Here is a 26,422-nt window from a genome sequence, read left to right on the forward strand (position 1 = left end):
TTGCTTATTAAAACGCATAAAAAAACGAGCATTGAGCTCGTTTTTTTATGCTGAATGCATGGATTAGAACTTGAAGCTCACACCCACTTTTGCAACTGGCATCCACTCATATCTGCTCTTATTCGCGATTTTATCAGCATCACGATCAGCCGCAGCTTGACCTGACTCGGTACCACCTACTTTAATTAAACCTTCAGACTTTAAATCAACTTCAGGATTACCAGTATAGTACGCACCGACTTCACCAAATACACCAAAGTTTTTATAAACAGGACTATTTAAACCTAAGCCTACGTATGGAGCAATTTGGTTATCATAATTTAAATGGCCTTTAACCGAACCCTTTCCGCCAGGAGCGTAGTAGTTTGAACCATCAATTTTGATTGTATCGTTTGTATTAGAAACAGATTTTTTCAAATCATAACTATTATCAAGATAACCAACACCTGCCGCTACATAAAGTGCACGAGCAAATGCATTTTGGTTAGTACCCCATGGATAAATTTCAGCATTTAAATATGCTGTTTTATTGTCCATGTCCATATCATATTTCGTGCCATCAATTTTCAAACTGTCTGACCAAGAAATATCGCCACCATTATAACCAAGGCTTAAGCTCACGTATGGGTTGACTTTATATGAAATTGCACCACCGTAGCCTGTAGTACCTACCTCAGCACGAACAGAAACTGGATCTAAGTATGAAGGGAATGCATAAACTGATTCCTTCACCACTTGTTTATCCGCTGCAAATGCAGTACCTGCAATCGCTGTTAATGCACCTGCTGCTAACATAACACGCAAAGCTTTCATTGAAGTCTCCTCACAAAACGCTTTTATTTAAATAAATATATAATTGTTGCTTGTGGAATAAGCATAAAAGAATGATCGCTAACTTTTTATACAGAAACTGATTACTTTTTGTTATTTTTTGATACAAATTCGAATGAATTATGTATTTCTAAATTATAGATAAAAAACAATGGTCTCCATTTTTATTACAGTTTTGTTGCTTAAATTTAAAACAATATATTGTAACTACTTTTTTCAAAGATTCTGAGGGTCTGCTGCCACTTTATCTATGGTTGCGACATGAGCCGTATACGGCGCAAGATTTTTTAGGCGATACAAGGCATGGCTTGTGAAGTTTAGGCTTTCTAAATGAACAAGACATAACGATGTAGCGACAAAAAAACTTCTTGTCCCAAAGGGTTATAGCTAAAATTTCCTCATACTTCGTTATGAAACTTGGCAAGGGAATAGCCATTCCCTGCGTTTCATGCCTCGTCTGATAAAATTTTAGCTTATAACGCAACCTATTTATAAAATGGCAACAGACCCTACAAAATTAGTGTAAAATCTTCAAAATTTTTTTGGAAGAACGAAGATCATGTCTCAGCTTTCTACAATCATTGAGCAAGCATTTGAAGACCGTGCCAACTATAGCGCAACGGACTGCCCAACAGAAATCCGTCAAGCTGTAGAAGAAGCATTGACTGCTTTAGACAACGGTACACTTCGTGTAGCGGAAAAAATCGATGGTGAGTGGGTTGTTCACCAATGGTTAAAAAAAGCAGTTTTACTGTCATTCAAACTCAATGACAACAAGCCAATTGAAGCTTGTGATCTTCGTTTCTATGACAAAGTAGATACTAAATACGCAGGTTGGACTGAAGAACAGTTCAAAGCTGCGGGTGTACGTGTTGTACCGCCTGCTGTTGCTCGCCGTGGTAGTTTCCAAGCGAAAAATGTGATTTTGATGCCTTCATATGTCAACATCGGTGCTTATGTAGATGAAGGTACGATGGTTGATACATGGGCTACTGTAGGTTCATGTGCGCAAATCGGTAAAAATGTTCACTTATCTGGTGGCGTTGGTATCGGTGGTGTTTTAGAACCATTACAAGCAAACCCAACCATTATTGAAGACAACTGCTTCATCGGTGCACGTTCTGAAATCGTTGAAGGCGTGATTGTTGAAGAAGGTTCTGTCATCTCAATGGGCGTTTTCATTGGTCAATCAACCAAGATCTTCGATCGTGAGACTGGTGAAGTTCATTATGGCCGCGTACCAGCAGGTTCTGTGGTTGTTGCGGGAAGCCTTCCATCTAAATGCGGTACTTACAGCCTTTACGCTGCAATCATCGTGAAAAAAGTAGATGCGAAAACTCGCGCTAAAACCAGCTTGAACGATTTATTACGCGAAGACTAATTTGTAATATTTATTGCGGAACTTGATCGTTCCCCATCTCTACGATCAGTCATGGTCGTAGAGATTTTGTTTTTTATGTAGCATGCTGCTTGTGTAGCAACTGTTTGTGGTAACTGTTTATGGCTTCCTTACGTTCTTCTGCAATTCCTGTCTCCGATCCTGCGGCGGGTTTACGCATCACGGAGATCTTTTACTCTTTGCAAGGCGAAGCGAATACCTTTGGTCTACCGACCGTTTTTATTCGTTTAACAGGTTGCCCTTTACGCTGTAGTTATTGTGATACGACCTACTCCTTTGAAGGTGGTGAGCGTTTATCGCTTGAACAGATTATCGAAACTGCAAGCCAACATAAAACACCCTATATTTGCGTCACAGGAGGCGAGCCACTTGCTCAGCCGAATTGCCTGATTTTATTACAGCGCCTATGTGACCTCGGTTTTGAAGTATCTCTAGAAACCAGTGGTGCCTTAGATGTGTCTAAAGTTGATCCACGTGTTTCCAAAGTACTGGATTTAAAAACACCGACCTCTAAAGAAGATCATCGGAACCTATACAGCAATCTTGACTATTTAACGCCACATGATCAGATTAAATTTGTGATCTGTAATCGTGCGGACTATGAGTGGTCGAAACAACAACTTGAACAATTCCAGTTGCAAGATAAAGTGAGTACAGTATGGTTCTCGCCTGCTTTTGCAGTTGAAAAAGGTGCTGTTGCCCTGCCTGCTTTGGCGCGTGACTTAGCCCAATGGATTTTAGAAGACCATCTCCCTGTTCGTTTCCAATTACAGTTGCATAAGCTGTTATGGAATGATGAATCTGGTCGTTAAAATACTCACCATATCCGTTCTGCAAAATAGATCGGCTTTTCTCAAATTTATTTTTAGGTTGAATCATGGAAAATAATATGCGTTCTCGTGCCATCGTATTATTGTCTGGCGGCTTAGACTCAACAACGTGTCTTGCTTGGGCACAGGCAAATTATGAATGTATCGCCCTAAGCTTTATGTATGGTCAACGTTCGACGACTGAACTTGATGCAGCAAAAGCACTTGCACAACGTGCAGGCGTAGAACACCGTGTCATTAATATTGATTTGGGTAATTTAGGTGGCTCTGCGCTTACAGATCATAACATTGAAGTCCCAGAACAATTACAAGAAGGCATTCCTGTAACTTATGTTCCAGCACGTAACACTATTTTCTTATCTTATGCACTTGCTGCAGCCGAGGTTTTTGACGCTGCTGCCATCGTCATTGGGATCAATGCTGTTGATTATTCAGGGTATCCAGACTGTCGTCCTGAATTTATTGATGCTTTTGCCAATTTGGCTCGTCTGGCGACAAAAGCTGGTGTGGAAGGAAAACCCCTTAAAATTGAAACACCTTTGTTACATTTATCCAAAGCGAATATTATACGCTTAGGCATCGAACATGGCGTAGACTATAGTCAAACGGTATCCTGCTATCAGGCAGATGCTCAAGGACGTGCATGTGGCAAATGCGACAGCTGTCGTTTACGTCAACAAGGTTTTATCGAAGCAGGTATTGCGGATCCAACGCGTTACGCTGAATAACCGATATAGGGTAAAAATTAGGTACATTATATGAAGTTTTCTAAATCAAATCTTATTCTTTCTACAATGATGTCAGCTGCAGCATTATTTGCAACGGCAACTCACGCAGCTGATAATCCATTACAAACTGCGTATAAAAGTACCAATGTAAAAGCAGCGTTGGTCAATGTATGTAAAGACCAAACTGCGAAAGGCGGCAAATTAACAGCAGCAGAAGTAACTAAATTCTGTGGTTGTCAAATTGACGCGCAAGGTAAAGTAACTGAAGCACAAAAATGGGAAATCCAAAGCGCAATCAATGCGAAGAAAAGCCCAAGTACTTTAGGTTTTGTACAACAGCAAAATAAAGATTTACAAGCTTGCTTAGGTGCACCGCTTGTGAGCAAGTTAGAAAAGCTCACTGAAGAAGCAATGAAAGCTGCCCAGCAACAGCAGCAACAAGCGCCGAAAAAATAAGCTTGTCTTGCTCAGAACAAAGCCTGCATTTATGCGGGCTTTTTTATTAGGCTTTGTTAAAATCCCTCCTATCGTGAATAAGTTGAACAACACCATGCAAGACCAATGGAAAACCAATGCTGATCAAAGGCAGTCTATCGTCTCTTTTAGTGGTGGCAAAGACAGTTCCCTCGCCCTATATCACGCCATGCAAACAGGCACAGTGATCGGGTTAATTATGATGTTAGAAGAACAAGGGCAACGCTCTCGTTCACATGCAATGCCACTGGATATTATTCGCGCACAAGCAGAGGCCATTGGTTTGCCAGTGTATATGGCATCTTCCAGTTGGGCGGATTATGAAAGTAAATTTATTGCCCTACTCGATCAAGCCAAACAACACGGTGCCGAAGTATTGGTAACCGGTGATCTAGATATGCCTCAACATGGCTGTTGGCATGATCGTGTTACCCAACAAGTAGGGTTGCAATTGGGTATGCCGCTGTGGTTACGCCCACATAAAGAAGTGGTTGAAGAATTTATCAATCTGGGTTTTCGCAGTATTCTCGTAACGGTTAATCTTAAACTCGGCATGAAAGTCGAAGATTTAGGCAAAACGCTCACGCTGGAATACATCCAAGAATTAGAAAATCGTGGCATTGATCCATGTGGTGAAGGCGGTGAATTCCACACCACCGTGATTGATGGGCCAATTTTTAACAAAGCTATTCCTGTACGCCAAGGCGATATTGTTTATCATGAGGAATATGCTTTTTTGCCACTTGAGCTTGAACAACATTAATTTTATCGAAGGATGAACAATGTCTGAGAATATTCAATTACCGAATCACACCTTCCCAACCACACAGGGTGAAGTGAATCTTGCAGAGCTGAGTAGTGAATGGCTGGTACTTTATTTCTATCCAAAGGATTCAACCCCTGGTTGTACCACTCAAGCCGTTGGCTTTTCTTGCTTAAAAGACCAATTTGAAGCGTTAAACTGTCAAATTATTGGTGTCTCACGCGACTCAGTGAAAGCACATCAGAACTTCACAGAGAAACAAGCACTCACGATTGATTTAATCAGTGATAAAGAAGAAGTGTTATGTAAACATTTCGATGTGATCAAAGAGAAAAATATGTATGGCAAACAAGTAATGGGCATCGAACGCTCAACTTTTATTTTCCATAACCAGAAATTGGTCAAAAGCTATCGTAAGGTCAAGGCTGCTGGACATGCAGAACAAGTGCTTGAAGACTTAAAAGCGTTACAATCAGCATAATCATGTTAAGTAACAAAAAAGCGAGTTAAAGACTCGCTTTTTTTATTCAAGCAAATTGCCCTCAGCTTTGCGATTGACGTATGATAAATAGATTAAAAGAATTAAATTAAAGACATTTAAAATGACTCAGCCCAATGCTTTTTTGCCCCTATCCTTGTTATTTTTTCTAGCGGCATGTAACTCCAATGCACCTACGACTTCTCAAGATTCTGCCCCCTTAGTCGCACAAATTCAAAAACCACCGATTGAAATACGCTGCCAAGACCTACAAAACCCGGCCTATCAACAAGTGCTTCTTGATGCAATTAATGAAATTCGGCAACATCCACATCAATGTGGTGGACAGTATTTTCCCGCAGTTGCACCACTTAGATGGAACAATCAGTTATATCAAAGTGCATTGGCGCATGCCGAAGATATGGCGCAGTACAGTGTGCTTGGACATGTCAGTAGCACAGGGCAAGATTTTAGAACCCGTCTAAAACAAACACAATTTAAAGGTCGAGGCGGCGGTGAAAACGTAGCACGTGGACAAAAAAATTTAAATGATGTGATGGCTACATGGCTTGCCAGCCCTGTGCATTGTCATAATTTAATGCATCCAAAATTTACAGATTATGCGCTAGCCTGTACAGTCGACGCATCAGCCAAGCAAAAGAGTTATTGGACTCAACAGTTTGGTGTTCGCTAAGAGGAAGAACCATGCAATCTGGATTAATTACCCCGATTTTTCGTATTTTTGATATTGAACTTGCTCAAGCATTTTATCTTGAGTATCTCGGCTTCCAATTGGACTGGCAACATACGTTTGGGGATAACTTCCCTATTTATCTACAGATTTCCAAAGGCGATTGCATTATCCACTTATCGGAACATTTTGGTGATACTAGCCCGCATAGCGCCATTCGTATTTATTGGGAAAATCTCAGTTTGCTGCATGCAGAATTAGATGCAAAAGACTATAAATTTGCTAAACCTCAAGTAGAGAAAACCGACTGGGAAACATTGGAACTGAGTATCACCGATCCATTTTCAAATCGAATTATCTTTTGGGAAGATGCTTAAGCAATATAAACTCAAGCAGCTTTCCGTTTAGACTTAAAGGATTTATAGCTATAGAATTTCATATTGAAAAACTTTGCTTATAATTTTCCATTGTTGATGTTCATATATCAATGTTAATGCGTCATAAAAATATTTTGGCTGAATTGCACATTCAACATGCACAATTGCCAATCGCTCATGAATCAGGTTGATGGAAACCACTTTATCTTGTCTTAGCGCATTTTGAGAAGCGGGTGAAATACGCTTCTCCACAATAGAAAAATAGCTTGCCATATCCAGTTTTAACAAAGGATGATCCGTTGCATTGATATAAATGGCATCAGGGTGAAATACTTGTTGCAAACGGTTCACATCACAAAAATATAAAGCATCAAAATATTGATGCAGTTGCGAATGGATCGCTGAAATTACATCGTTAACCATAATTACCCCGTCGCCTCATCATTATGGACGAGTTGCTTTCGTCGCAGCATTGATACTGTCTCTCCCGCCACTCCCCAATTATCTGTATTCACCTCATCAATCACCACAAATGTGGTTGCAGGGTCCTTATCCAGTACCCGAACTACAAGCTCTGTCGCCTCCTTAATCAATTGCTGCTTTTGCTGTACTGAAACATTCTCATTGGTAATTTGAATCAAAATATAAGGCATGATTTTTCTCTTCTAGAATAATTTTATTGAGATCAATACGCTAAGCGGCTTCGACTGCAATCGCATTTTTGACGGTCTCACGATTGGCAACTCGCTGCATAAATTTGGTCAAATGTATGCAATCTGTTAGATCCAATTCAATGAATGCTGCCCAGCGTGTCACCACAAACAGATAAATATCCGCAATCGTAAAATCCGGTCCAGTTAAGTAATGCTGCTCAGCTAATTGCTGATCTATCCATCTATAATGCTTATTTAATATTGAGCTAAATACTGCTTTACGCTGATCAGCATAGCTGTCATGAAAAAAAGGCGTATATGCCTTATGAATTTCTGAGGCAATAAAATTCATCCACGCCAGTACCTGATAACGTTGAGGTGTATTGATTTCTGGTAATAGATCTTTTCGCCCAGCCTGATCCACTAAAAACTGGCTAATCACACTGCCTTCAGATAAAAATGATTCATCATTCAACTGGAGTAAAGGAACTTGCCCTTTGGAATTAAGCTGATAAAAATCGTCGCCTAATACAGTCAAATGCTGCTGTAAATCGACTTTGATCAATTCAAATGGAATTCCAAGCTCTCTTAAAACAATATGCGGGGCTAAAGAACAAGCGTTTGGTGAATAAAATAGTTTCATACAATCACTCCATCACAAGGGATGAAGCTATCTTATTATTTACATTTATGTGCTTAAATAGCGTACAACTCAAATCATTTTTTACATGGTGTAATGAATGTCACAGCAACTTAGACGAATGATGTTTAGCAGCGTCGAACTGTTTTGTTTAGTTGCTGAATACGAAAGCTTTTCTAAAGCTGCATTACATGCAGGTGTTAGTCCTGCCGCTGTGAGTCGTTCAATCGCACGCCTTGAAAAGCATTTAACCCTTCCATTGTTTATCCGAACGACACGCCAAGTCCGTTTAACCCCACAAGGAAAAATCTATTTTGATGAATGCAAACAAGCATTAAATCAAATTCTTGAAGCAGAACAACAATTAAAGAATCAAAATCAGCAACCAACAGGTCTCATCAGACTCAGCGTTCCCACACCTTATGGGCATTATCGAATATTGCCTTTACTGGCAAAATTCTCACAACAATATCCAAAGATTGAAATTGATGTACAACTCACCAATAAAAATGTGGACTTTATAGCAGAAGGGTATGATTTAGCGATTCGTGGCCGGCAATTCGCTGATTCGAATCTGATTGCACGTCAACTTGAACAAGCTGAGTTGATCGTAGTTGCATCACCAGAATATCTAAAGCAATTTGGTACCCCACAATACCTTGAGGATTTACAGCATCATCAATGCATTCAATTTGTATTACCTAGCACAGGAAAAAATGTTCCTTGGCTATTCAATCTAAATCGCCAAATTGTAGAATATGTAACGACTGCAAAAATACGTTGTTTGGATGATATCTTAGGCACAGTTACCCTGGCCAAGCACGGTGCAGGTTTATTACAGACCTATCGTTTTATTGTTGAAAAAGAAATCGAAAATCATACGCTTGTTGAAGTATTAACTGAATTTTCTGGTGCATCCCGCCCTTTTTCTTTGGTTTATCCATCGAAAAAACACGAATCTTTTCATCTCCGTGTTTTGATTGATTTCCTGGTCAACGAGTTAACAAACGCCAATTAAATTATTCAATATTACTGCGATCATCCATTAAATATTTTTTCTGTAATTCAGCATAGATCGCTGATTTTTGAAACTCACTCAGAAACTGTATTGTCCCCTCAGGGAAAAACTCAGCTTGAATCTCCCCCCGATAATAAGCTTCACGCATTGGCGTTGCTGAAATTGAATCTTTCAAACTATCCAGTTCCACCATCTGCCACTCAGGGAATAAACGTAAATAATACGAAGATTCATCCTTGAAATGACCGATTAAGCCCACTTTCGCATTGGGTTCAATGACGGCATTGACTAAATCTTTAACTTGTTTAACCCATTTTTCATCATTATAGACATCCACGACATGCACAAAATGAATCCGCTTTTGATCTTGTTCAGAAAAGTTCGACAAAATCATCTGTTCACGTTCAGTGGCTAAAAAAGGATTTTTGATATTCCGTTCAGATTGAGCCGAACCCAGAGCCAATATCACGTTCTGACTTTGCTGTAACGCAATTTCAATGGTTTGCATATGCGCCAAATGAAAAGGCTGAAAACGTCCAATAAAAACAAGATAGTCAAATGTGTACATAGGCGTAATTTCACTTTTTGTGAACTCATCAGTTGTGTCATTCAGATAAATATGCGACATAATGAGGGCACTTAAAAATCAATCTGGATTAAAGCAAGGATAGTACGATGACACTTAGCTGTATTCAACAACCTCATCAACATTTGCAAGCAAATTTAGAAGATGGCGTACTCACCTTAGCCATTAACCGTTCAGAAGCAAAAAATGCACTCTATGGCGAACTTTATCTTTGGATCGCAAAAGCTTTGGATGAAGCAGATGCAGATAAAGACGTTCGTGTGGTGATCTTCCGTGGTGCAGAACAAGACTTTACTGCGGGTAATGACATGAAAGACTTTATGGGCTTTATCCAAAAGCCACATGAAGGTAAAGCTGGCGATCAACCTCCATTTGTATTGTTAAAAGCTGCTGCACGTTTGTCTAAGCCATTGATCATTGCGGTCAAAGGTGTAGCAATTGGTATTGGTGTAACGCTGCTATTACATGCTGACCTTGTTTTCGCAGATAAAAGCGCCCTGTTCCAAATTCCATTTGTCAGCCTTGGCCTGTCTCCTGAAGGTGCTGCAAGTCGTTTATTAGTCAAACAAGCGGGCTATCAAAAAGCTGCTGAATTGCTATTTACTGCGAAGAAGTTTGATGCAGCAACTGCGGTGAAAGCCAATCTGGTGAACGACGTGGTTGAAGATGTTTATGCAACTGCACAACAAACAGCTCAACATTTAGCTGCGTTGCCATTGGCTTCAATCAAACAAAGTAAAGCGTTGATGAAACAAGACTTGGCTGAAATCATTCAATGTGTGGATGATGAGGCAGAAATTTTTATGCAACGTGTGCGCTCTCCTGAAATGATGGAAGCAGTACAAGCCTTTATGCAAAAGCGTAAACCTGATTTTTCTCAGTTTAATTAATGCAATAGTCGTTGATTAAACCAAGCCACTGAGTTGCTACTTAGTGGCTTTTTTATTTTTGTCATTCATCTAGATATTCAACATCGGACAGACTAAGCTCAAGCTAGATTAAAATTAGATTGCAAAGAATTTATGAAAGTTGTGATTGCCCCTGATTCATTTAAGGACAGCCTATCTACACATGGTATTGCTCAGGCAATTGCTTTAGGTTGGCAACAGGTCTTTCCTGAAGCAGAAATCATTCAATGCCCTATGGCAGATGGTGGTGAAGGCTCTATCGAGGCTGTATTGGAAGTTTGTTCTGGGCAATGGCGTGAGCAAATGGTACAAGGCCCTCTTGGTGAACCTGTACTGGCAAAATGGGGCTGGTTAGATGCTAAAAAGATCGCCATCATTGAAATGGCACAAGCCAGTGGTATTCAACTGCTTCAACCATCACAACGCGATGCATGTCATAGCAGTACATACGGTACTGGACAACTGATTCTCGCAGCATTAGATGCGGGTGCTCAGGAAATCATTTTGACAATTGGCGGTAGCGCAACCAACGATGCAGGTACAGGTTTACTCAATGCATTAGGTGCTAAATTTCTAGATGCAGATCATCAAGTCTTGCCTGCTGGTGGTCTTACCTTGCAAAACTTGGCACAGATCGATCTAGAAAATTTTGATTCACGAATTCAACAGACTAAATTTTTATTGGCTGCCGATGTGACCAATCCTTTATGTGGCCCAAATGGTGCATCTCATATTTTTGGGCCACAAAAAGGCGCTTCGCCTCAACAAGTGTTGGAGTTAGATCAAGCTCTCTCCCATTTTGCCGACGTTACTGCTCAATTGCTTAGCGTCGATCAACGTAATGAAGCTGGTGCAGGAGCCGCAGGCGGACTTGGTTTTGCTGCTAAAACATTCTTAAAGGCTGAGTTTCGATCTGGAGTTGAAGTCATTGCAGAACTGAATCAACTTGCTGCCAAAATCCAAGGAGCTGATTGGGTGATTACAGGTGAAGGAAAGTTTGATGAGCAGACTTTAAACGGCAAAACACCTTTTGGCGTCGCTAAAATTGCACAAGCCGCCAATGTACCCGTGATTGTGATTGCAGGAACGCTTGGAGAGAATTACCAAGCACTTTACGCCCATGGTATTACTGCTGCTTTTTCATTAACCTCAGGCCCGATCAGCCTAGAAGAAGCTTGTACCAATGCAGCAGAACTGGTGAGCGCACGGACAACAGATATCGCTCGGTTGATTCAAAGCAGTATGCTTAGAAAAGAATAAAGCTTATTGAATCTCTAAAATCTGGATAAACTCAAAAGCAGGTTCTTCATAGGGATGACTTGCTTTTAGAGCTTTTGCCACAGCACTGGCCTTTTCTTTTGTGACAATAGTTTCAACTCGCCATTCTTCGAGCTGCTCTAATTCATCCAACTGCCCTAAAAAAGGATTTGCACCTTTTACAGGCTTAAATTGTCCAATGCCTTTGACTTGCCAAGCACAATGCTCGTAATTGCCAATACCACCTGCCCCTGCTTCGAAAATGGCAGATTTTGTAGATTCAAGGTGAGACTCTGGCACGTAATAAATCAATTTTAGCATCGTTTAAATAGCTCAAATAAGCGTAGATCAGACTTCAATCATAACGCGATAAAAGCTTAACAATCAAAGTGAAATATTCATCATCAAATAGCTCACGCTTATCAGTACGATTTGAATAACGACAGTCAAGCCAAACCAAAACCAACCTCGATCTTTTGTATGCAATGTTCTTAAATAATTTTCATGTTTTATCATGTTGTTCTCCAATTCTTATGATCATTATTGAGAATGCAAAAATTGAACCATTTTTTCAAAGTGAAAATTAATATGAACCTATTCTCCTAATTTTTTTACTTCTTAAATTAATTATTCCAAATTATATTAATAATATATTACTAAATTCTTCTATGTCAAAATATGAGCAACTCATTTCAATCCCTATGGGATCAGTTCTATGCCGACAAACTTCCAATTTCTCATCTACTTAAGCACTACTTTCCACAATTTTGGTTCAGAATTCATAGCCTTCCCAAGTCAAAAAGATATGCGGATACGACTGCCGAATATGAATTGTTATTAAATCGACATAATAAAATTATTACAGACTGCTTTGGGGATGATGCTTCTATATTCATTGTCTCAGGTCACTATTTTAGCCATTCCCGTAACAATAAAGCCTATGATCCAGCCTTTATACTCCCCTACAAATTTCATTTAGAGCAAGAAATAAACTTAAAGCAACTGTGAGATTCAGAAATAAATGAGACAAATCACAAATAGATGAGACAAAAACCTATAACCTCTTAAAAGCCCTAACTAAACTTATGCGTATTATTTAGCAGCATCAGAACAGCCTAGACAATTAGGGTCTGTTGACATTTGAATAATAACACTATGAATTTAAAAGTAAAATTATCGATTTTTCCTTAAAGATTATTTGTGAAAATTTAATTCATAACTTATTGGTAATCAAAGTAATTTTCAATGAAGATTAAATTTTATACAGCAATTGTCAACACACCCTAATACACTATCAGCAACTGAGTAATTTTTAATCATCTATGCTGAAATAGTTTTTCTCGAAAAAACTGCATATCGAAAATTTCAATCTAATTAATACAAGCTTTCATAATACACAATGATGTCAAATCTTAGTCATTTGTTTTAGAATAACTATTTACTCTATAATGCCTTAACTTTTAATTTAAATAAATAAATCATACTAAAATTTATGAAGCTGACTATACCTTTCCCTATTGTCCCTAATAAGAATGGCTACAGAAGCACCTCTGACTTTAAGAAACTAAAGATGGATGTAAATTACTTAGTTTGGTGGTTTGGGGGTATTTCAAAGATACATCACCGTAAAACTATACTAACTTGTTTTCAAGTCATTTTTCGTGAAGTCATAGAACAAAATACAGATAACACTGTTGTAGGAGATTTTGTATTAGAAAATATATCGCTTTCTTCCAGTTCTAAGAGTTTTAGGATTGGCGATATTTGGTCTAGAAATAAAAATCATTCAGGGACAATAGAGGGAAAAATTAATCTACCTGTCTTTTCTTTAACAACTTCTTTTGACCAATCAAATTGGTGCATTCGTGAATTTAATGAACAAAAAAATATAAATTCAGATCTTCAAAAATTTCTTGAAGTCTTTCCTCTTCCAAATAAAATCAGAGATACAGGCAAATTTCTGGAATTAGGACTTGAAAATAAGCAGAAACTATTCATCAACAATATAGCTTTTTTAGTTGCAAGTTATGAAAAAGTTTCATTGTTAATGACTTATCCTTTTGTATCTTCACATCCAACGGTCAAAACCATTACGAATTTATTAATACGTCCTATAAAATTGGATAAATCTGATGACAAATGGCGAGTCTTTTCATACTCTGAATCAGAGTGTATATTTTTGGCACATTTCAAATACGACCCATACACTCAAAAAGTAATAAAAAAGCTAACTAATCAAAGAATTAAAGCATGGTTAAAAATAGAATCAGACGATGATGTTCCTACTTTTTATCCCTCTATTCAACCTTGGTATACAGATGATAAGGTCGACATAAAAGTGCAAGGTTTTTTATGTAATGGGAATATTATTGGGCTAAATATTCTCTCTATTTCAAATCCCAAAGGTCCTATCATTGAGTGGCATACGCCTTTACGTAAAATGGGCAAGCAAGCTCCCTCAATTGATCGTGTAATACATATAGATCAGTTCAACAAACAGCTTGTGTTGCCGCTCCCCGGATTAGATTAAACCCATGATATAAAATAAATTTATCCATAAAATAGTTATATAGATTTTAGTTGTCAGGCATTAACAGTAATATTCTTATGAGCAAAAATTATGTATCAACTCATTTGTCATTATCTTTAAATCCAAAATGAGTTCTTCACTTATTTGTTAGTGGAATCTTTCGTAGAATTTCCCCTCATTGAATGAGGGGGCAACTTATGCTTAGTTTGATCATTTCTGTTTAGTATAATATTCCTCAGCATGCGGAGTATATTCATATCTTGATATTTGATTGACCTTGATGATCCTATGACTATCGTTCATCTCAGTTCCCTGATAATGAACTTCAATAGAATAGAATGGTTTCTCTGTTTTGATTACTTTAAGGGTAGAAGAATAACCATATTCTGGCTCATCTGTACTTCCATTACCTTCAGGAATATAGCCTTGAACGATATAATCATCTTCATTCAATAGTAGAATAACCCAGAATGATTCACTAAAACCATTTCCATAACGACCATCTGTGGTATAGCTCCCCATGACATTCTTCCCCATGGGTTTCAGGTTCTTCTTCAGCTCTTTGTCATTCCACCATGTTTTTCCATATCCATAAAAGCCATCTGTTCCATTGCCCTCAGTTTTAGACACCAATTGGAATTGACCATTATCGAGTCTTTTAAACAGATATAGGTCTAGATAGCCAACACTAGCATGTGATGTATCTGCACCATTACCAAATACTTTTGCTCGCTCAACACCAACCAAATAGCGATCTTCTTTTTGTAAGTTCTGATAGCTCAAGATTGGAGTAATACTAATTACAACCTTAGAGTCAGGCCCATTCAGTTCTGGAAAATTAACGAAATAGTATTTCCCATCTACCCAATCATCAGTTGGCCTTTTATCTCTAGATGATGTCACTTTGTAAAAGCTTCTGGCGACGGTATCAGCACTCAGGTTAGGGAGTATCACTTGCTTAAAGTTCTTAGGCTCAAGCTTCGATGTATCAAAGTGTTTAATAGCTGTGTTAGTTGTCTGGACTGATACCGTTTGAGTCGTATTAAATTGCTGTACTTTGGCTTGTAGTGATTTATACATCTTAACTGCATCAGGTTGCCCTTGCTGTGCTGCGCTTTGCAATAAAGCAACGCCTTTCTCTACATTCTGTGCCACGCCATCTCCATTGAGATACATGACTGATAGAGTATATTGTGATGGAGCATAACCATTGTTTGCTGCCTTGGAAAACCATTCAGCCGCTTTTTTATGATCTACATTTAAGCCATTTTTACCTAAATAGTAAAGCATACCCATATTATGGTTACTTTGATTGTTATCTCCTTTGCTAGTTCCTTGAGACAGAACATAGTTAAGTCCTGCTAAAAGGTTCACTTTCTTGGTTTCTGCATTTACCGTTGAACTGGTTACGACCACACTGATAGTTACACCAATATTTAGCATTAATTTTTTCATCTAATACTTATCCTATATATTGTTGTTATTGATAATGACCAGCCGATAGTAACTGGCGAATTTCACTTGCCATTTTAGGGCTATGCCAAGGAAACAAAACTTTAAGACTGTAGTTAGGTTTAAATTGATCTCGTGTTCCAATATTGACTTGGAATTCACGCTTCATTGGTGTTCTATACTCTCGTTGATTAACATGAGTTCCCATCATGGGGTTACTGATCACAGTGGTTGTAGTTCTAAAGCGATCCTCAACCAAGTTGTAGTGTCCTACAGAGGTGATATAGTCAAAAGGATATTTAACTAAACGTTGATCAGGTTGATCAAAAAGGATGATTGTTTTGTCTTGGCTATTAATCCATACCCCACGATTTTGATAATCAAATGTTTCACCCTGACTTTTGAGCTGATCAGTCATCCCATCGAAGTAGGTATTTCCATATTCATAGAGGTAGTAAATGATCACAAACCAGAATAAGTCAAAGCCAAAGAAAAAGTAGCCAAACCATCCAAAGGAAAAAATTTTGGCAACAATGAGAAAGATCACAACCGGCAATACCACACACTTTAAAAATAGCTTAGATTTTTGTGGACGCTTTTCGATTGGAATGATTTTTGGTTTAGTTAATTCAGTCATAGTTTTTCCCACATATGTTCAATGTAATACTTCACAATCACAAGGGGATATAAAAATAAGTATTTTTGTATAGGCGTGAATTAGCCATCCACCTTATGAATTGTTGTATTTAAAAATGCTGCTTTTAATACAGTTAGTTAAGAATTAGCTCTGTATTGCCCATTGTTTGAAATAATCAGGCTGAACATGTGGTAGAGGTACAGATGAGAAAAGAGAATGTGACATGATAAATTCCTATATGCGAATAAATGTTCTACCAAATCACTGCTAAATGATGGTGGCAGAACAAAGAGGGGGTTAGCAGACTGGGCATATAGAACCAGCACGCACGAAGCGTCCCCCTCCCGTTCTACCGCAAAGGGGGAACAAGAAGGTTTCGCACATAATCCACACTTGGAAAAGTATGAATCTGGTACGCTATACGCCACGGTCTGCTAAAACCGACTGACAATTTAGGTCAGCAAAGGAATGATAGTTTTAAGCAGCCGTCCAGTCAATTACTTTGGAATCAATTTAAATTTTATGAAGTTTTATTTAATCTTGAGTTGAAGTATATTTCGTCAACAAATGCTTCTGTAATCCTATGATTTAATGAAACAAGAAATTGAGTCACGTATACCTTTAAATTTTTATATTAAAGTCTTAATCTATGTTTAAGACTTTAATTTCCCAGTCAAAATATAATTGTAAACTAAGGAATATTGGTGTGATTAAAATCCAATATTCTTGCTAACTTTCTCAAAAAGTCGCTGTTTTGTGAAAGCACGGAAAGATTTTTGTTCTTCAAGTAGTCTTTCCCATACTATTATGTCTGATTGTAAGCTAGCAAAAATCCAAGCATTTGGATCTAAATCGTCTTTCCTCATAACTGAAAAACCCATATGAATAGCGGAGCAGATAAATGCACCGTTAGAAACATAAGCATTATCGAATAGATTCAACTTCCGATGATATCTTTCAACACTATGTTTTAGACCATAACTTCCCAAACTATAACGAACCGTCTTTAACTTTTTTAAATGCTGTAAGTACATACAACATCGTTGGCACTCATCAAGTGAATTTCTTAGTATCTCTCGACTTTCATGAAAGTGCTTAATATATTCCGTCTTTGAATCATGAAAAGTACGTCTTTTATAAAAAGATTCATGATAGTTATCAGCATGACCAAAACCATTAGCTGTTAATAAAGGCTCTTGATCTAAGACCTTTGCAATATCAACAAGTGTAATTAAATAATTTGATGAGTCTGAATTTTGTTGAAGTTGAGCCATTGCCAAAGCCCATGGTTTATTCACTTCTTTGAAAGAAATTACATCAAGTGCATCAGTTTGCGTTTTTGCTTGTTCACTTTTAACAAGTTCTTTGGCACGTTTCTTTGCTCTTTGAACAGACAGTCCTGATGGGAAAACTAAGTTTTGCATAAGTGCTAACCTTATAGCTCGCCATTTTCATTGTGCAGCCCACATCACCCTTATGGCATACAATAAGGATAGTAAGATTGGTCTCAAGAAGAGAAATATACATTATCACAAGGGGATATTCGCCAACTCAACTAAAATTGAGCGGTGGACTGACTAGCATAGTATTGATGCTTCATACTAAATTAATGATGAAAAATATAAATGTCAAAAGATTTTTAGTATTTAGCAAAAACCAAAGAGCCTTGTTAGACTCCTTCTAGAATATGCCAGATTTTTCTATAGACCTGACCATTTACGCCTAATGCTTGATTCCAATCAGAATCGCTAAGATTTCTTAATCGGACACGAAGCGCAGGTAGTGATTCTTTAGAGTCAGATTTACAGTAACTGGCTAAGGGCTTTGCAGCAGTGCGAGGAATACCTAGTAAGCGCATGACGATTGCATCATCACTGTTAACACCATAGAAGACTTGTGATGGTAAGTTACTAAGTTTTTTAAATTCCTCTTCAGGCAGATCGTTAGCTGTAATAGCCAATAAAGCACTTAATCCCCAAGATGTTGTTTGTGTAACTTTACCAAATAGTCTTTGCCCACAACGAGTAATTGAATCTACCGTATCCTCATTTGCTTTACTAAAATGACTTTTTGCAATTTCAGGAATACTTTTACCGTTTACCCAATCTTTGATCATTGAAGCTAATTTATCCGTTTCTTCATAGCCTTGACCAATTACGTCTTTAAAATTATCTCTTAACTCTGGAACGTGTAATAGAACTCCCATCATGTCTTTTAGCACTGGGTTCTGTTCCGAAAATAAAGTCTCAGAATTCCATGATTTTTTATCTATATCACCTTTATGGGTAAAAACAGTCCTAATACCTTGTATAGAGAAGCCTGTGCTGTCTACTAATTTAAGTGGGGCTCTTGGATCTGACAAATAAGTATCAGTATAGTGGCGAATACCCTGTAACAACTGGCGAGCAATATTACTATTCTCTAATCTTAGTTTTTCAAAGCCTAAAGTACCACGAAGAACCTGTTCAATTTGATCGATAAAACCTTCTGGTTTATCCATTTGACGATAAGTATGAGCTAAATATTGTAAAAAACTTGACCACTCTGGATACTTAAAAACGATTCTACCTAAATCATTTAGCTCATTATTAGCCGTAATCGCCATTTGAATTAATGCAGAATTCAGGTCGCCAGTATTATTTTGGATGAAGCTTTTTAATACTTTTGCACGTTCATCATCTTTTGCAGCTAGAGCAATAACACCTAATTGTCCTTGTGACACTCTACCAGCTCTACCAGCAATATTCCAAAAGTCTTCTGGCGGCATATTAGTAGGAGCTTTAGTTTTAGATGGATATTGATGTGAGGCTAAAACAACTCCACTCACGGGGAAATTAATACCTTGAGCAATTGTCGTGGTCGCTACAAGATAATTTAATCTTTCGTTTTCAAATAACCATTCAATTAATTGGCGAACTTCTTCTGGTAATCCAGAATGGTGAATACCTATTCCATATTCTAATAAGTCAATAAGTGGAAAATCTGCACCCAATTCTAATAATAGATATTTTTGAACAAGGACAATATCTTCATGAATAGTACTTAACTTAACTTCACCTTTTTTGATTTTTTTTGCTAAAGACCATACATTTGTTGGAGATGAATGCATAACAATAACAGGGCCACGTTTTTTTAGATAAGATGCGGCCATTGCGGCAACATGACCTTGATCGCTTGCTTTGCTATACGAATTAGCGACTTTATGATTACTAGGAAATGAAAAAGATTCATTTAGTGCAAGGGTATCTCTACTAGTATGAATCATTTCAAAATCTAAGGAATAATCAAAGCTTCGTCTATTTAATTGTTGTCCCTGAACCGGTTTAACAACTCCAATAACACGATCATTGGGCTGCCAGTCTAGTCCAAGGCTTACATCTTCGGAATTACTACCACCTAACCAACGTGCAACTTCTTTGGCATTGTTAATAAATGGTGTTAACAATAAGAACTGAGCATACTTACTTTCATTATTAATAGTTGCTAATAACAACTCTAATTTTAATCCTCGGTAATCAGAATTAATGTTATGTGCTTCATCTACAACAACTAAAGTTAATGGACGACCTATCTTCTCTTCCCAGCCTTGCTTTAACATTAAGTCAAGTTTTTCTGGAGTCGTAACCAATACACGGAACTTCGCATCTTGTTGATTTTCTTTTAAAAGTTCAATCTCAATATTATCAAACTCTAGGGCGGGACTAAGCTGCTCAACAACAATATTAAGCGGGCTGAAATCTTTACGTAATTGACGGGTAACTTGGTTTACTAATGCTCTCGTAGGAGCAATATAAGCAACCCATCCTTCTTGATCATCAAATTGATTCAGTGCCTGCAATATTCGGAATTGAGCAATGAGAGTTTTACCACTCGAAGTAGGTAAACTAACGACTACTGCACGACGACTAGAACCTAACAAACCTTTTTCAGCAAGAGTACGTCTTTGAGGTGGAAGCACATCGAAAATAGCTTTATCACCTCTACCTCGATCTACTAAACTTTTAACAAACTTAGTTACTCTAGAGTTAACAGCACGAGTTACTGTCCAGATTGAATTGTTAACCATTTGAGCGGCTGCAATTGAAAGCAAACGTATTAAGGGCTCTAATTCAATAAGTTGAGTGTGTTCACAAGCTTGGATTGCTCGATCAAAATGCATATCAAGTAGATGTTGAATTTGGTGGTTGCCTTCAACTACACCATCTGTCATAAACCGAGCAAAAACATCTGCCGCTTTGGACAAATGATAGAGCGCAATAAGCTCTAAGGCTGCCGCTTTAACTGATTGTTTATCAATACTTTCTAGATATTCTTTTTCAAAGCTTTCTTGAGATGTGCGTAATTTTGCAACCCTTTCTAATATCAGATCACGATCATTCCATCCCTTTTTACGAATTAGCCTTAACCAAATATCAATAATAGTAGCCCAAGTTCTTTTACCCCAATTGTTTGATTCGAGTTCTAAGGCTGGCCATCCATTTTCAGAATCAAGTGAACGTAACCAACGAGCTGTATCAGCGCCACGATCAGCAATAACACCAAGTGTTGCTGTTCTTAAAAGGTGAACGCCTGCCATTTGAGGGTCAAGTGGGATATTTAATGCACGATACAATCTAAAGGCATCTTGAGCCGTTTTCTTTAATAACCGCTCTTTATCCTCATCCACTTCAAATGGAGATAAAATTAGATCAAGAACAACCAATTCAAGTGAACTAGCCGTTTGCTGGATATGTAGGAAATCGACATCAATACTCTTAAATAAAATTTCTTTATTTAATTGCAGTTTATTTGCCAAATCTAAGGCAGATGCACGATGTTCTTGAACAGAGTCTAAGAGCCAGTGGTTCATGCTACACCTCCACTTTTAACTCGTTCAACAAGATCCTCAATAGTAAATGGTAAATGCAGCGCAATTAAATGACATTGGGTTGGCGGTGTTAAAGTATTTCGTAATTTCTTTCCTCGACTAGCTAGGTCGTTTGGATTTGGAGATGTATCACGAATTAATATTCCAAACAAAGTTATTGCTTTGAATTGTGAGCTAAAAAAAGCACCACATGCTTTATTATATGCTTCTACAAAAATGCCTGACGTTTTAATACGCGGAAGCAACCATCGTAAAAGTTGATGTATTTTTGTGATGTCGTGTGCTAAGCCATCAAGCTGATGATATAAACCTGATCTTCCAGTAATAACTTGAGGAGGAAATTTAAGCTCTGATGAAGTTTTAACTTCCCCAAAAACTAATGAAAAATTACCATCTTTTTCTACAAAGCCAACAATGTCTGCTCCAGCAGTCGAGGCGTGAATATTCCTTTTCTCTCTCTCCATATTCCAAGGAAAAATGATGTTATGCTTTTTTATCAAATAAGCTTCTGCAAGAGCTTCACCCACAGCCCAATCTAGAGGCTCTACCTCTCCAACAGAGAGAAAAGACTCTAGACAATCCTTTGCCATTCCAGTCAGAGCTAAGCCTCTTAGGTGATCTGCAAATTCTTCTTTTCCTTCAGTATCTTCTAGGCGTTGTTTAACATCATTTAAGAAAAAATCTACACACAGTTCTCCATCTAACAAACCAATACCTTGCCATGAAACACAAGTATCAGAATCTTCGTAATGTTGATGGAGAAAGTCGAGGTTCATTAATTAGATATTCCCGTTAAAAAGTGAATAACTCTTTATGAAGAAAGAATATTCGCAAGTATATTAAATATTTCTTGTTTCTTTTGGAAATTTAAATTTCCTATATTAATGATAATATCATTAAATTTATTCTCATTGTGATCATTTTTTAGCATGGGATCACCAGTACCAGTAATCAGCCAATGTAGATTAATTTTACGACCATACTTATCAGTTAATTTTTCATGGTTATGAGCCAACCTTAAAAAATCTGGCAAGCTTTTTCCTTTTTTTACAGCATGTAAGGTACTAGCATTGGCATATCCAAGCCTTCTGGATAGTTCAGAATAATTAGTCCTCAAATGATCAATAACTAATGTGTTAAATCTCATTGAAATGGCATGGACCTGTTCAATGGAATGATTTTGTCTAGGCATCTTATGATATTATCATAAATTTAAAAGCATAAATATTCTTTAACTAGAAAGTATTTGTATTTCTTGAAGGTTTAGACAGCATTGTAACTTTTATTTTCATTGTTTGAATTGATTTATCCAACAAAACAATTAGTATAAGTGCAAGAAATTTATAAATTTTTAAAGTAATCTTATGATGCTATATAGCGAACGTATTAATGGTTTAAAACCAAGAACAAAAGAAGACATCTGTCCATCTATATGGAAGGGTATCGTTACAGTCCTAGAAACATTAGAAAGTCAAAATTATTTTGCAGAAGCCTTCCCTGAAACATGTTCTGATTCTGGTGAAAATTGTGGAACTGATTCTTTAAAGCTTAGCAATACCTTAAACGCATATCTTGAAGTGGAATGGCCTTTGGCAACAACCGAGCCTAACGAAAACTCTTGGCAAGATGATAAGCCATGGGCCCCTGATATATATAAGGTTTTTGACATACTCGAATTTCTTTATTTAAAAGTATCAGAACCTGTTCCGTATCATTTCCATAAATATTTTGGACATCATCATTTAGATTTTAAGCAAGATAATGGTAAAGCTAAATTTAAAGAAGAAATTAATACATTGTTCAGAATAAGGGGCATGGTTTATGAAATGAATTCAATTGGTCAAATAGAGAAAATTATTTCTGATGAGACAAAGACATTAATACAGCATGTGCTTTTAAGAAAGTCTAATGATTTGGAGTTAAATCAAATGATACTTGATGCATGTAGTAAAATTAAGTCATATAACTTGAATGAGAGATATCATGCTTTAGAAAAATTATGGGATGCTTGGGAGAGATTAAAGAATTTATTTGATCTTGATAAAAGGAAATCTATCGGGATCATACTTGGTTTTTTTGGTGACAACCTTTCATTTAAGTCTTTAATTGAACAAGAAATGAGAGAATTAACAGATATTGGAAATACATATAGGATTCGACACTCTGAGCCTAAGCAAGCAACCCTACAGAGCCATGATCAAATTGATTATTTGTTCCATCGATGTTTGGCTATGATTGATTTAATTATTTATAGAACCCATAAGTAGGCTTCTCTAATCAATATAAATTAAAAGGCTAGAAGATGAAATATACTGTGGATGAAGCCGATATAATTGTAATTAATGCTATCAAAACTAGAGCATTAAAAAGATTCAGATACGAAAGTAGAGAAACTTTAATACGTGAGGCAAAAGAGGCTCTGATGACCAGCTATTGTCAACTAGTCAATTCTTCTTATAAGTTCAGTTCGGCTGTAGGGATATATTGCCCATCTACCCAATCGTAGAGCTGGATATCGCAAATACCATTCAAGCGATGTCCCAAGACCATTGCAAAAACTGAGGGTGCTTTAATAAAGAGGTGTAATTTAGATAACTTATTTTCGGATTTAAATGAAACTAAAGCAGATTTTGCCTCTCTCACAGCAAGATTTAGAGTCTCCATATTATCAATGACATGGGAGCTTTCTAAATTCAATCTAGGCAAGTTCTTTACTTCATTAATCGTAGAGTCAATGTCTTTACCTATAGCTGTAGGAAATCCGATAGTGACTATGGCTTCAGTTTCACCCTGTCGTTCAATAGCGTCGATTTTAGTAAAAAATTGTCCCTCTTTTTGTTTATGGTCATCAGTGCGATATGCGAGGCCATTATGTTCTATTTCAAGTAGGAAATTACGTGTGGCACTAAAAACATAGCCAAGCATACATGCGGTGGACATTCTTTGTTTGCCATCTATAAGGAGGGTTCTACGGTCACCACTGCTATGAATGAAATCCCCAATCGATACTGCTTTTTTAATTAGATTGTTCCAGTCGCTGGAGTTCTTTTGAGCACGATCAGGACCATTGAAATCACTAATATCTAAGTTTAAGTCTTGATACTGACTGGATGATGCTGAAAGATTAATTTTAATAGGATCTAATAGCCACTGGCTTCTATCTTCTTCAAGAGCATGGCAAATAAAATTTTCAAAGTCTTTGCGATATATTGGACCAAAAGAAGAACGAGAAATCAGGTTTTTAAACTGATCTCTTAACTGTTTGGCTTTACGTGTAGTGAGTTCGATATTGGATAGTTTCTCTTCTATTTCACCTATAAATACAGAGTCGCTATCTTCAGCATTGAAAGACAGGAAATCAACATGATCAAGTGCAAACTCAGCAAGTGAGGTTTCGAATCCCTTATCGCTACACCACTGAATAATATCCTGACGACTTTTTTGTAAAATCACAGAATCTGCATTGTATGAAGAACCAACACCTCTAATTCTCTCAATCTGGGCAAGAAATGGGTGAAGTGTAGAGGTATAGAGTGGGCATACTAAACCAAAGCGAGTATATTCACTTGATGGAATATCAAAAGCCTCCTTGAAGCGCTTAATTTCTTTCCAAAAATCTGTAGAAGTCAGCGGATGATTTTTGGCTTCATACATGACACGCTGTAACTCTTTTTCTGAAGAGAAGTAGCAAACCTCGACATCACCTATTGATTCACTCACAATGTGGCTAAAAGCACTTTCAGATAGCCAGAGAGGCAAGTTCTTTAATACAAAAGCATCCTGATACTCAAACCCTACTCGTGCAATTGCACCACCAGTTGATTGTTTTTCTAACAGACTTGCACTCATTATTATCTCTCTAAATCCAGAGTGGATCGGTAACAGGAACCATCTGGTAGGTAGGTGTGGGCACTGCCCTCAAGATGATTGTTTTTTAAATGAAAAATTAGTAAGACTACAAAATTTGCACCAACTTTTGGGTCGGACACCAATTCCCTCATGGTGTGATGGTCTTTACTGCTGGGTTGTACACTAAAGAGAGGATGGCTGTGCCATTCACCTAAATAGTTAAATTTTTGATAATTATTGTTTGTTGATTTATGAAAAAGGCGGATTGCTTTAATAGCATACGTAATTCCACGTACAAAGGATGCTATCGTTCCACTCTTTTGAACAGTTAATGAGCTAACTCTAAAATGGTTTGTACCTATATGCTCACCCATTAAAACACCGCCACATTCGTGAGTTCCAGACTTCAACAGGGCTTTTATCAGTAAATTTTGTATATCAGTAGGAATGGATATTTTCAGCATCAGTATTAACCTTTTATCGGTTCAGGCTCTTCAATAGAATTGCCATTTTCACTTTCAGATATCTGTTTATCTATTGGAGATTCTGTTACTAACGCACCTGAACAATCGATAGGATGAGTATCAAAAGGACATTGAAATATCCAATATTTACGGAACCCTATTAAATATGCTGAATAAGGATAAGAGGATTGCTCTTCAATTGTACATAAAGTATCTAATGTGAACTGTGTCATAGACGCTGCAAGAGCCGTTACATCTGCATCTGATGCAATATATGTTTGGTTTTGTGTTTGAAAGCCGTAATTATAAACTTTGCCCTCTGGAATTGGTTCCAACGTTTGTAAGACACCATAAATATGATTGCGAAGTTCTAAGGGGGAGGCATCTAATGTTGGGCGACTACGGGCCATCATTGCTCCACCACCGCCACCAAAGATTTCACCCCATACCATTGCAATATGTTTTCTTTTAGCAATTGCAGCTAATGTTAAGAAAGTATGTGTATTTGCTGTCGCATCAATAATCAGATTACATGTGGAAATGGCATTAGCGATATTGGAATTTAAATGAGGATTTTCCTGTCCACCAATTTGCATTTCATACGTTTCAACTTGCATGTCTAATACTGTTCGTTTTAATGCTCTTTCAACAGCATGGGTTTTAGCAAAGCCAACATCTAACCAGCTGAGTTCATTACGGACAAGATTGTGTGGGGCCAGAATATCATCATCAATAAGTAGAAAGTTTTTACAGCCCGACCGTGCCAGTGATATTGCAATTTTGCTTCCTAACGATCCAAGACCTACAATTGCTATCTTAGTATTATTGAGATGGCTAAATTGTGTTGGCAATCTTTGATTCTGATCATCATGTAGATTAATAGCAGGATAACTTACGAAAAGTGGTGCTGTATTCTTAATCAAGAATAGTTCCAAGTTACCCTTTAAGTCATATAACAATATAGGCTGTATGAAATTTGTGAATTCCTCC

29 protein-coding genes and 1 pseudogene are annotated in these 26,422 nt (G+C 37.4%); 14 read left to right on the forward strand and 16 right to left on the reverse strand.

Annotated features, from left to right (window positions below):
* Positions 1-63: 63 nt before the first annotated feature.
* Entirely contained in the window at positions 64-813 is a 750-nt protein-coding gene (gene carO, locus WA352_RS12025; RefSeq protein WP_033133633.1) for an ornithine uptake porin CarO, read from the reverse strand.
* Positions 814-1,390: 577 nt separating this feature from the next.
* Between carO and dapD the strand changes: the two genes are divergently transcribed.
* The 8 genes from dapD to WA352_RS12065 all read left to right on the forward strand — a co-directional run bounded on the left by dapD (position 1,391) and on the right by WA352_RS12065 (position 6,571).
* Positions 1,391-2,212, forward strand: coding sequence for a 2,3,4,5-tetrahydropyridine-2,6-dicarboxylate N-succinyltransferase (gene dapD, locus WA352_RS12030; RefSeq protein WP_005204857.1), 822 nt, complete (start codon positions 1,391-1,393; stop codon positions 2,210-2,212).
* A 119-nt stretch (positions 2,213-2,331) separates the two neighbouring features.
* Positions 2,332-3,042 carry a 7-carboxy-7-deazaguanine synthase QueE gene (gene queE, locus WA352_RS12035; protein ID WP_005204859.1) on the forward strand — a complete coding sequence of 237 codons (711 nt, stop codon included), beginning with the start codon at positions 2,332-2,334 and terminating at the stop codon, positions 3,040-3,042.
* A 77-nt stretch (positions 3,043-3,119) separates the two neighbouring features.
* Entirely contained in the window at positions 3,120-3,788 is a 669-nt protein-coding gene (gene queC / locus WA352_RS12040; protein WP_201772399.1) for a 7-cyano-7-deazaguanine synthase QueC, read from the forward strand.
* A gap of 30 nt (positions 3,789-3,818) precedes the next feature.
* Complete coding sequence (locus WA352_RS12045) at positions 3,819-4,244, forward strand: hypothetical protein (protein ID WP_004805717.1); 426 nt, start codon at positions 3,819-3,821, stop codon at positions 4,242-4,244.
* 94 nt (positions 4,245-4,338) lie between these two features.
* The gene (locus WA352_RS12050) at positions 4,339-5,025 is read left to right on the forward strand and encodes a diphthine--ammonia ligase (RefSeq protein ID WP_033133681.1); all 687 of its coding nucleotides are present in this window, start codon (positions 4,339-4,341) and stop codon (positions 5,023-5,025) included.
* A 19-nt stretch (positions 5,026-5,044) separates the two neighbouring features.
* Positions 5,045-5,506, forward strand: a complete 462-nt coding sequence (locus tag WA352_RS12055; RefSeq protein ID WP_033133632.1) for a peroxiredoxin — start codon at positions 5,045-5,047, stop codon at positions 5,504-5,506.
* Positions 5,507-5,627: 121 nt separating this feature from the next.
* On the forward strand, positions 5,628-6,197 hold the full coding sequence (locus WA352_RS12060; protein WP_033133631.1) for a CAP domain-containing protein: 570 nt from the start codon (positions 5,628-5,630) through the stop codon (positions 6,195-6,197).
* Between the two features lie 11 nt (positions 6,198-6,208).
* Complete coding sequence (locus WA352_RS12065) at positions 6,209-6,571, forward strand: glyoxalase superfamily protein (protein WP_033133630.1); 363 nt, start codon at positions 6,209-6,211, stop codon at positions 6,569-6,571.
* A gap of 48 nt (positions 6,572-6,619) precedes the next feature.
* Here the strand turns inward: WA352_RS12065 and WA352_RS12070 are convergent, their stop codons facing one another.
* From WA352_RS12070 to gstA, 3 genes are read right to left on the reverse strand one after another with little or no spacing between them, the layout of a single operon-like run.
* The gene (locus WA352_RS12070) at positions 6,620-6,994 is read right to left on the reverse strand and encodes a nuclear transport factor 2 family protein (RefSeq protein WP_033133629.1); all 375 of its coding nucleotides are present in this window, start codon (positions 6,992-6,994) and stop codon (positions 6,620-6,622) included.
* A 2-nt stretch (positions 6,995-6,996) separates the two neighbouring features.
* Positions 6,997-7,224, reverse strand: a complete 228-nt coding sequence (locus WA352_RS12075; RefSeq protein WP_336142709.1) for a tautomerase family protein — start codon at positions 7,222-7,224, stop codon at positions 6,997-6,999.
* A 40-nt stretch (positions 7,225-7,264) separates the two neighbouring features.
* Positions 7,265-7,867: a glutathione transferase GstA gene (gene gstA / locus WA352_RS12080; RefSeq protein WP_005204870.1), complete on the reverse strand. Its 603-nt coding sequence runs from the start codon at positions 7,865-7,867 to the stop codon at positions 7,265-7,267.
* Positions 7,868-7,964: 97 nt separating this feature from the next.
* Between gstA and WA352_RS12085 the strand changes: the two genes are divergently transcribed.
* A complete protein-coding gene (locus tag WA352_RS12085) occupies positions 7,965-8,882 on the forward strand; it encodes a LysR family transcriptional regulator (protein WP_033133628.1) in 918 nt (305 codons plus the stop codon).
* Between the two features lies 1 nt (position 8,883).
* On the opposite strand, the gene WA352_RS12090 is transcribed toward WA352_RS12085, so the two are convergent.
* Entirely contained in the window at positions 8,884-9,450 is a 567-nt protein-coding gene (locus WA352_RS12090) for a nicotinate-nicotinamide nucleotide adenylyltransferase (RefSeq protein ID WP_162180585.1), read from the reverse strand.
* Positions 9,451-9,557: 107 nt separating this feature from the next.
* On the opposite strand from WA352_RS12090, the gene WA352_RS12095 reads away from it, so the two are divergent.
* Together WA352_RS12095 and WA352_RS12100 are read left to right on the forward strand one after the other, a co-directional pair.
* Positions 9,558-10,358, forward strand: coding sequence for an enoyl-CoA hydratase-related protein (locus tag WA352_RS12095; RefSeq protein WP_033133626.1), 801 nt, complete (start codon positions 9,558-9,560; stop codon positions 10,356-10,358).
* A gap of 132 nt (positions 10,359-10,490) precedes the next feature.
* On the forward strand, positions 10,491-11,636 hold the full coding sequence (locus tag WA352_RS12100; protein ID WP_033133625.1) for a glycerate kinase: 1,146 nt from the start codon (positions 10,491-10,493) through the stop codon (positions 11,634-11,636).
* Positions 11,637-11,639: 3 nt separating this feature from the next.
* On the opposite strand, the gene WA352_RS12105 is transcribed toward WA352_RS12100, so the two are convergent.
* A complete protein-coding gene (locus WA352_RS12105) occupies positions 11,640-11,954 on the reverse strand; it encodes a hypothetical protein (protein WP_004805695.1) in 315 nt (104 codons plus the stop codon).
* Positions 11,955-12,017: 63 nt separating this feature from the next.
* Positions 12,018-12,149 (reverse strand): KGW motif small protein, encoded by a 132-nt coding sequence (locus WA352_RS12110; RefSeq protein WP_264673604.1) that lies wholly within the window; start codon positions 12,147-12,149, stop codon positions 12,018-12,020.
* Between the two features lie 162 nt (positions 12,150-12,311).
* Between WA352_RS12110 and WA352_RS12115 the strand changes: the two are divergent.
* Both WA352_RS12115 and WA352_RS12120 read left to right on the forward strand, forming a co-directional pair.
* Positions 12,312-12,635: pseudogene (locus WA352_RS12115) on the forward strand (DUF3885 domain-containing protein); the annotation flags it as partial.
* A gap of 568 nt (positions 12,636-13,203) precedes the next feature.
* Positions 13,204-14,163, forward strand: a complete 960-nt coding sequence (locus WA352_RS12120; RefSeq protein WP_227555535.1) for a hypothetical protein — start codon at positions 13,204-13,206, stop codon at positions 14,161-14,163.
* A gap of 210 nt (positions 14,164-14,373) precedes the next feature.
* Here the strand turns inward: WA352_RS12120 and WA352_RS12125 are convergent, their stop codons facing one another.
* From WA352_RS12125 to WA352_RS12150, 6 genes are all read right to left on the reverse strand, one after another.
* The gene (locus WA352_RS12125) at positions 14,374-15,618 is read right to left on the reverse strand and encodes a tetratricopeptide repeat protein (RefSeq protein ID WP_336142716.1); all 1,245 of its coding nucleotides are present in this window, start codon (positions 15,616-15,618) and stop codon (positions 14,374-14,376) included.
* A gap of 25 nt (positions 15,619-15,643) precedes the next feature.
* Positions 15,644-16,252: a hypothetical protein gene (locus WA352_RS12130; protein WP_118971165.1), complete on the reverse strand. Its 609-nt coding sequence runs from the start codon at positions 16,250-16,252 to the stop codon at positions 15,644-15,646.
* 710 nt (positions 16,253-16,962) lie between these two features.
* Complete coding sequence (locus WA352_RS12135) at positions 16,963-17,676, reverse strand: hypothetical protein (RefSeq protein WP_171496660.1); 714 nt, start codon at positions 17,674-17,676, stop codon at positions 16,963-16,965.
* A gap of 245 nt (positions 17,677-17,921) precedes the next feature.
* Positions 17,922-21,101 carry a DEAD/DEAH box helicase gene (locus WA352_RS12140; RefSeq protein ID WP_118971166.1) on the reverse strand — a complete coding sequence of 1,060 codons (3,180 nt, stop codon included), beginning with the start codon at positions 21,099-21,101 and terminating at the stop codon, positions 17,922-17,924.
* Positions 21,098-21,895 carry a hypothetical protein gene (locus WA352_RS12145; protein ID WP_118971167.1) on the reverse strand — a complete coding sequence of 266 codons (798 nt, stop codon included), beginning with the start codon at positions 21,893-21,895 and terminating at the stop codon, positions 21,098-21,100. Before WA352_RS12145 ends, WA352_RS12140 begins: the two co-directional genes overlap by 4 nt.
* Before the next feature lie 35 nt (positions 21,896-21,930).
* Entirely contained in the window at positions 21,931-22,311 is a 381-nt protein-coding gene (locus WA352_RS12150; RefSeq protein ID WP_118971168.1) for a hypothetical protein, read from the reverse strand.
* 172 nt (positions 22,312-22,483) lie between these two features.
* Here WA352_RS12150 and WA352_RS12155 point away from each other — a divergent pair, with 172 nt between their 5' ends.
* Positions 22,484-23,386 (forward strand): AbiJ-NTD4 domain-containing protein, encoded by a 903-nt coding sequence (locus WA352_RS12155; protein WP_148708684.1) that lies wholly within the window; start codon positions 22,484-22,486, stop codon positions 23,384-23,386.
* 187 nt (positions 23,387-23,573) lie between these two features.
* On the opposite strand, the gene cap4 is transcribed toward WA352_RS12155, so the two are convergent.
* From cap4 to WA352_RS12170, 3 genes are all read right to left on the reverse strand, one after another.
* Positions 23,574-24,968 carry a CD-NTase-associated endodeoxyribonuclease Cap4 gene (cap4, locus tag WA352_RS12160; protein WP_118971170.1) on the reverse strand — a complete coding sequence of 465 codons (1,395 nt, stop codon included), beginning with the start codon at positions 24,966-24,968 and terminating at the stop codon, positions 23,574-23,576.
* Positions 24,969-24,970: 2 nt separating this feature from the next.
* A complete protein-coding gene (locus WA352_RS12165) occupies positions 24,971-25,432 on the reverse strand; it encodes a Mov34/MPN/PAD-1 family protein (RefSeq protein ID WP_151961081.1) in 462 nt (153 codons plus the stop codon).
* Positions 25,433-25,437: 5 nt separating this feature from the next.
* Positions 25,438-26,422: HesA/MoeB/ThiF family protein (locus WA352_RS12170; RefSeq protein WP_336142724.1), on the reverse strand; the 985-nt coding region annotated here is incomplete at its 5' end.

Source organism: Acinetobacter sp. 102 (genome assembly GCF_037028485.1).
Classification (GTDB): domain Bacteria; phylum Pseudomonadota; class Gammaproteobacteria; order Pseudomonadales; family Moraxellaceae; genus Acinetobacter; species Acinetobacter higginsii.

Bases quoted from the DNA above. Each gene is read 5' to 3' on its own strand.
- WA352_RS12110 (WP_264673604.1), bottom strand. From the start codon at position 12,149: ATGATAAAACATGAAAATTATTTAAGAACATTGCATACAAAAGATCGA.
- WA352_RS12150 (WP_118971168.1), bottom strand. From the start codon at position 22,311: ATGCCTAGACAAAATCATTCCATTGAACAGGTCCATGCCATTTCAATG.
- WA352_RS12120 (WP_227555535.1), top strand. From the start codon at position 13,204: ATGGATGTAAATTACTTAGTTTGGTGGTTTGGGGGTATTTCAAAGATA.
- carO (WP_033133633.1), bottom strand. From the start codon at position 813: ATGAAAGCTTTGCGTGTTATGTTAGCAGCAGGTGCATTAACAGCGATT.
- WA352_RS12100 (WP_033133625.1), top strand. From the start codon at position 10,491: ATGAAAGTTGTGATTGCCCCTGATTCATTTAAGGACAGCCTATCTACA.
- queC (WP_201772399.1), top strand. From the start codon at position 3,120: ATGCGTTCTCGTGCCATCGTATTATTGTCTGGCGGCTTAGACTCAACA.
- WA352_RS12045 (WP_004805717.1), top strand. From the start codon at position 3,819: ATGAAGTTTTCTAAATCAAATCTTATTCTTTCTACAATGATGTCAGCT.
- gstA (WP_005204870.1), bottom strand. From the start codon at position 7,867: ATGAAACTATTTTATTCACCAAACGCTTGTTCTTTAGCCCCGCATATT.
- WA352_RS12140 (WP_118971166.1), bottom strand. From the start codon at position 21,101: ATGAACCACTGGCTCTTAGACTCTGTTCAAGAACATCGTGCATCTGCC.
- WA352_RS12130 (WP_118971165.1), bottom strand. From the start codon at position 16,252: ATGACTGAATTAACTAAACCAAAAATCATTCCAATCGAAAAGCGTCCA.
- dapD (WP_005204857.1), top strand. From the start codon at position 1,391: ATGTCTCAGCTTTCTACAATCATTGAGCAAGCATTTGAAGACCGTGCC.
- WA352_RS12135 (WP_171496660.1), bottom strand. From the start codon at position 17,676: ATGCAAAACTTAGTTTTCCCATCAGGACTGTCTGTTCAAAGAGCAAAG.
- WA352_RS12055 (WP_033133632.1), top strand. From the start codon at position 5,045: ATGTCTGAGAATATTCAATTACCGAATCACACCTTCCCAACCACACAG.
- WA352_RS12145 (WP_118971167.1), bottom strand. From the start codon at position 21,895: ATGAACCTCGACTTTCTCCATCAACATTACGAAGATTCTGATACTTGT.
- cap4 (WP_118971170.1), bottom strand. From the start codon at position 24,968: ATGAGTGCAAGTCTGTTAGAAAAACAATCAACTGGTGGTGCAATTGCA.
- WA352_RS12155 (WP_148708684.1), top strand. From the start codon at position 22,484: ATGATGCTATATAGCGAACGTATTAATGGTTTAAAACCAAGAACAAAA.
- WA352_RS12050 (WP_033133681.1), top strand. From the start codon at position 4,339: ATGCAAGACCAATGGAAAACCAATGCTGATCAAAGGCAGTCTATCGTC.
- WA352_RS12090 (WP_162180585.1), bottom strand. From the start codon at position 9,450: ATGTACACATTTGACTATCTTGTTTTTATTGGACGTTTTCAGCCTTTT.
- queE (WP_005204859.1), top strand. From the start codon at position 2,332: ATGGCTTCCTTACGTTCTTCTGCAATTCCTGTCTCCGATCCTGCGGCG.
- WA352_RS12125 (WP_336142716.1), bottom strand. From the start codon at position 15,618: ATGAAAAAATTAATGCTAAATATTGGTGTAACTATCAGTGTGGTCGTA.
- WA352_RS12085 (WP_033133628.1), top strand. From the start codon at position 7,965: ATGTCACAGCAACTTAGACGAATGATGTTTAGCAGCGTCGAACTGTTT.
- WA352_RS12105 (WP_004805695.1), bottom strand. From the start codon at position 11,954: ATGCTAAAATTGATTTATTACGTGCCAGAGTCTCACCTTGAATCTACA.
- WA352_RS12070 (WP_033133629.1), bottom strand. From the start codon at position 6,994: ATGGTTAACGATGTAATTTCAGCGATCCATTCGCAACTGCATCAATAT.
- WA352_RS12065 (WP_033133630.1), top strand. From the start codon at position 6,209: ATGCAATCTGGATTAATTACCCCGATTTTTCGTATTTTTGATATTGAA.
- WA352_RS12075 (WP_336142709.1), bottom strand. From the start codon at position 7,224: ATGCCTTATATTTTGATTCAAATTACCAATGAGAATGTTTCAGTACAG.
- WA352_RS12165 (WP_151961081.1), bottom strand. From the start codon at position 25,432: ATGCTGAAAATATCCATTCCTACTGATATACAAAATTTACTGATAAAA.
- WA352_RS12095 (WP_033133626.1), top strand. From the start codon at position 9,558: ATGACACTTAGCTGTATTCAACAACCTCATCAACATTTGCAAGCAAAT.
- WA352_RS12060 (WP_033133631.1), top strand. From the start codon at position 5,628: ATGACTCAGCCCAATGCTTTTTTGCCCCTATCCTTGTTATTTTTTCTA.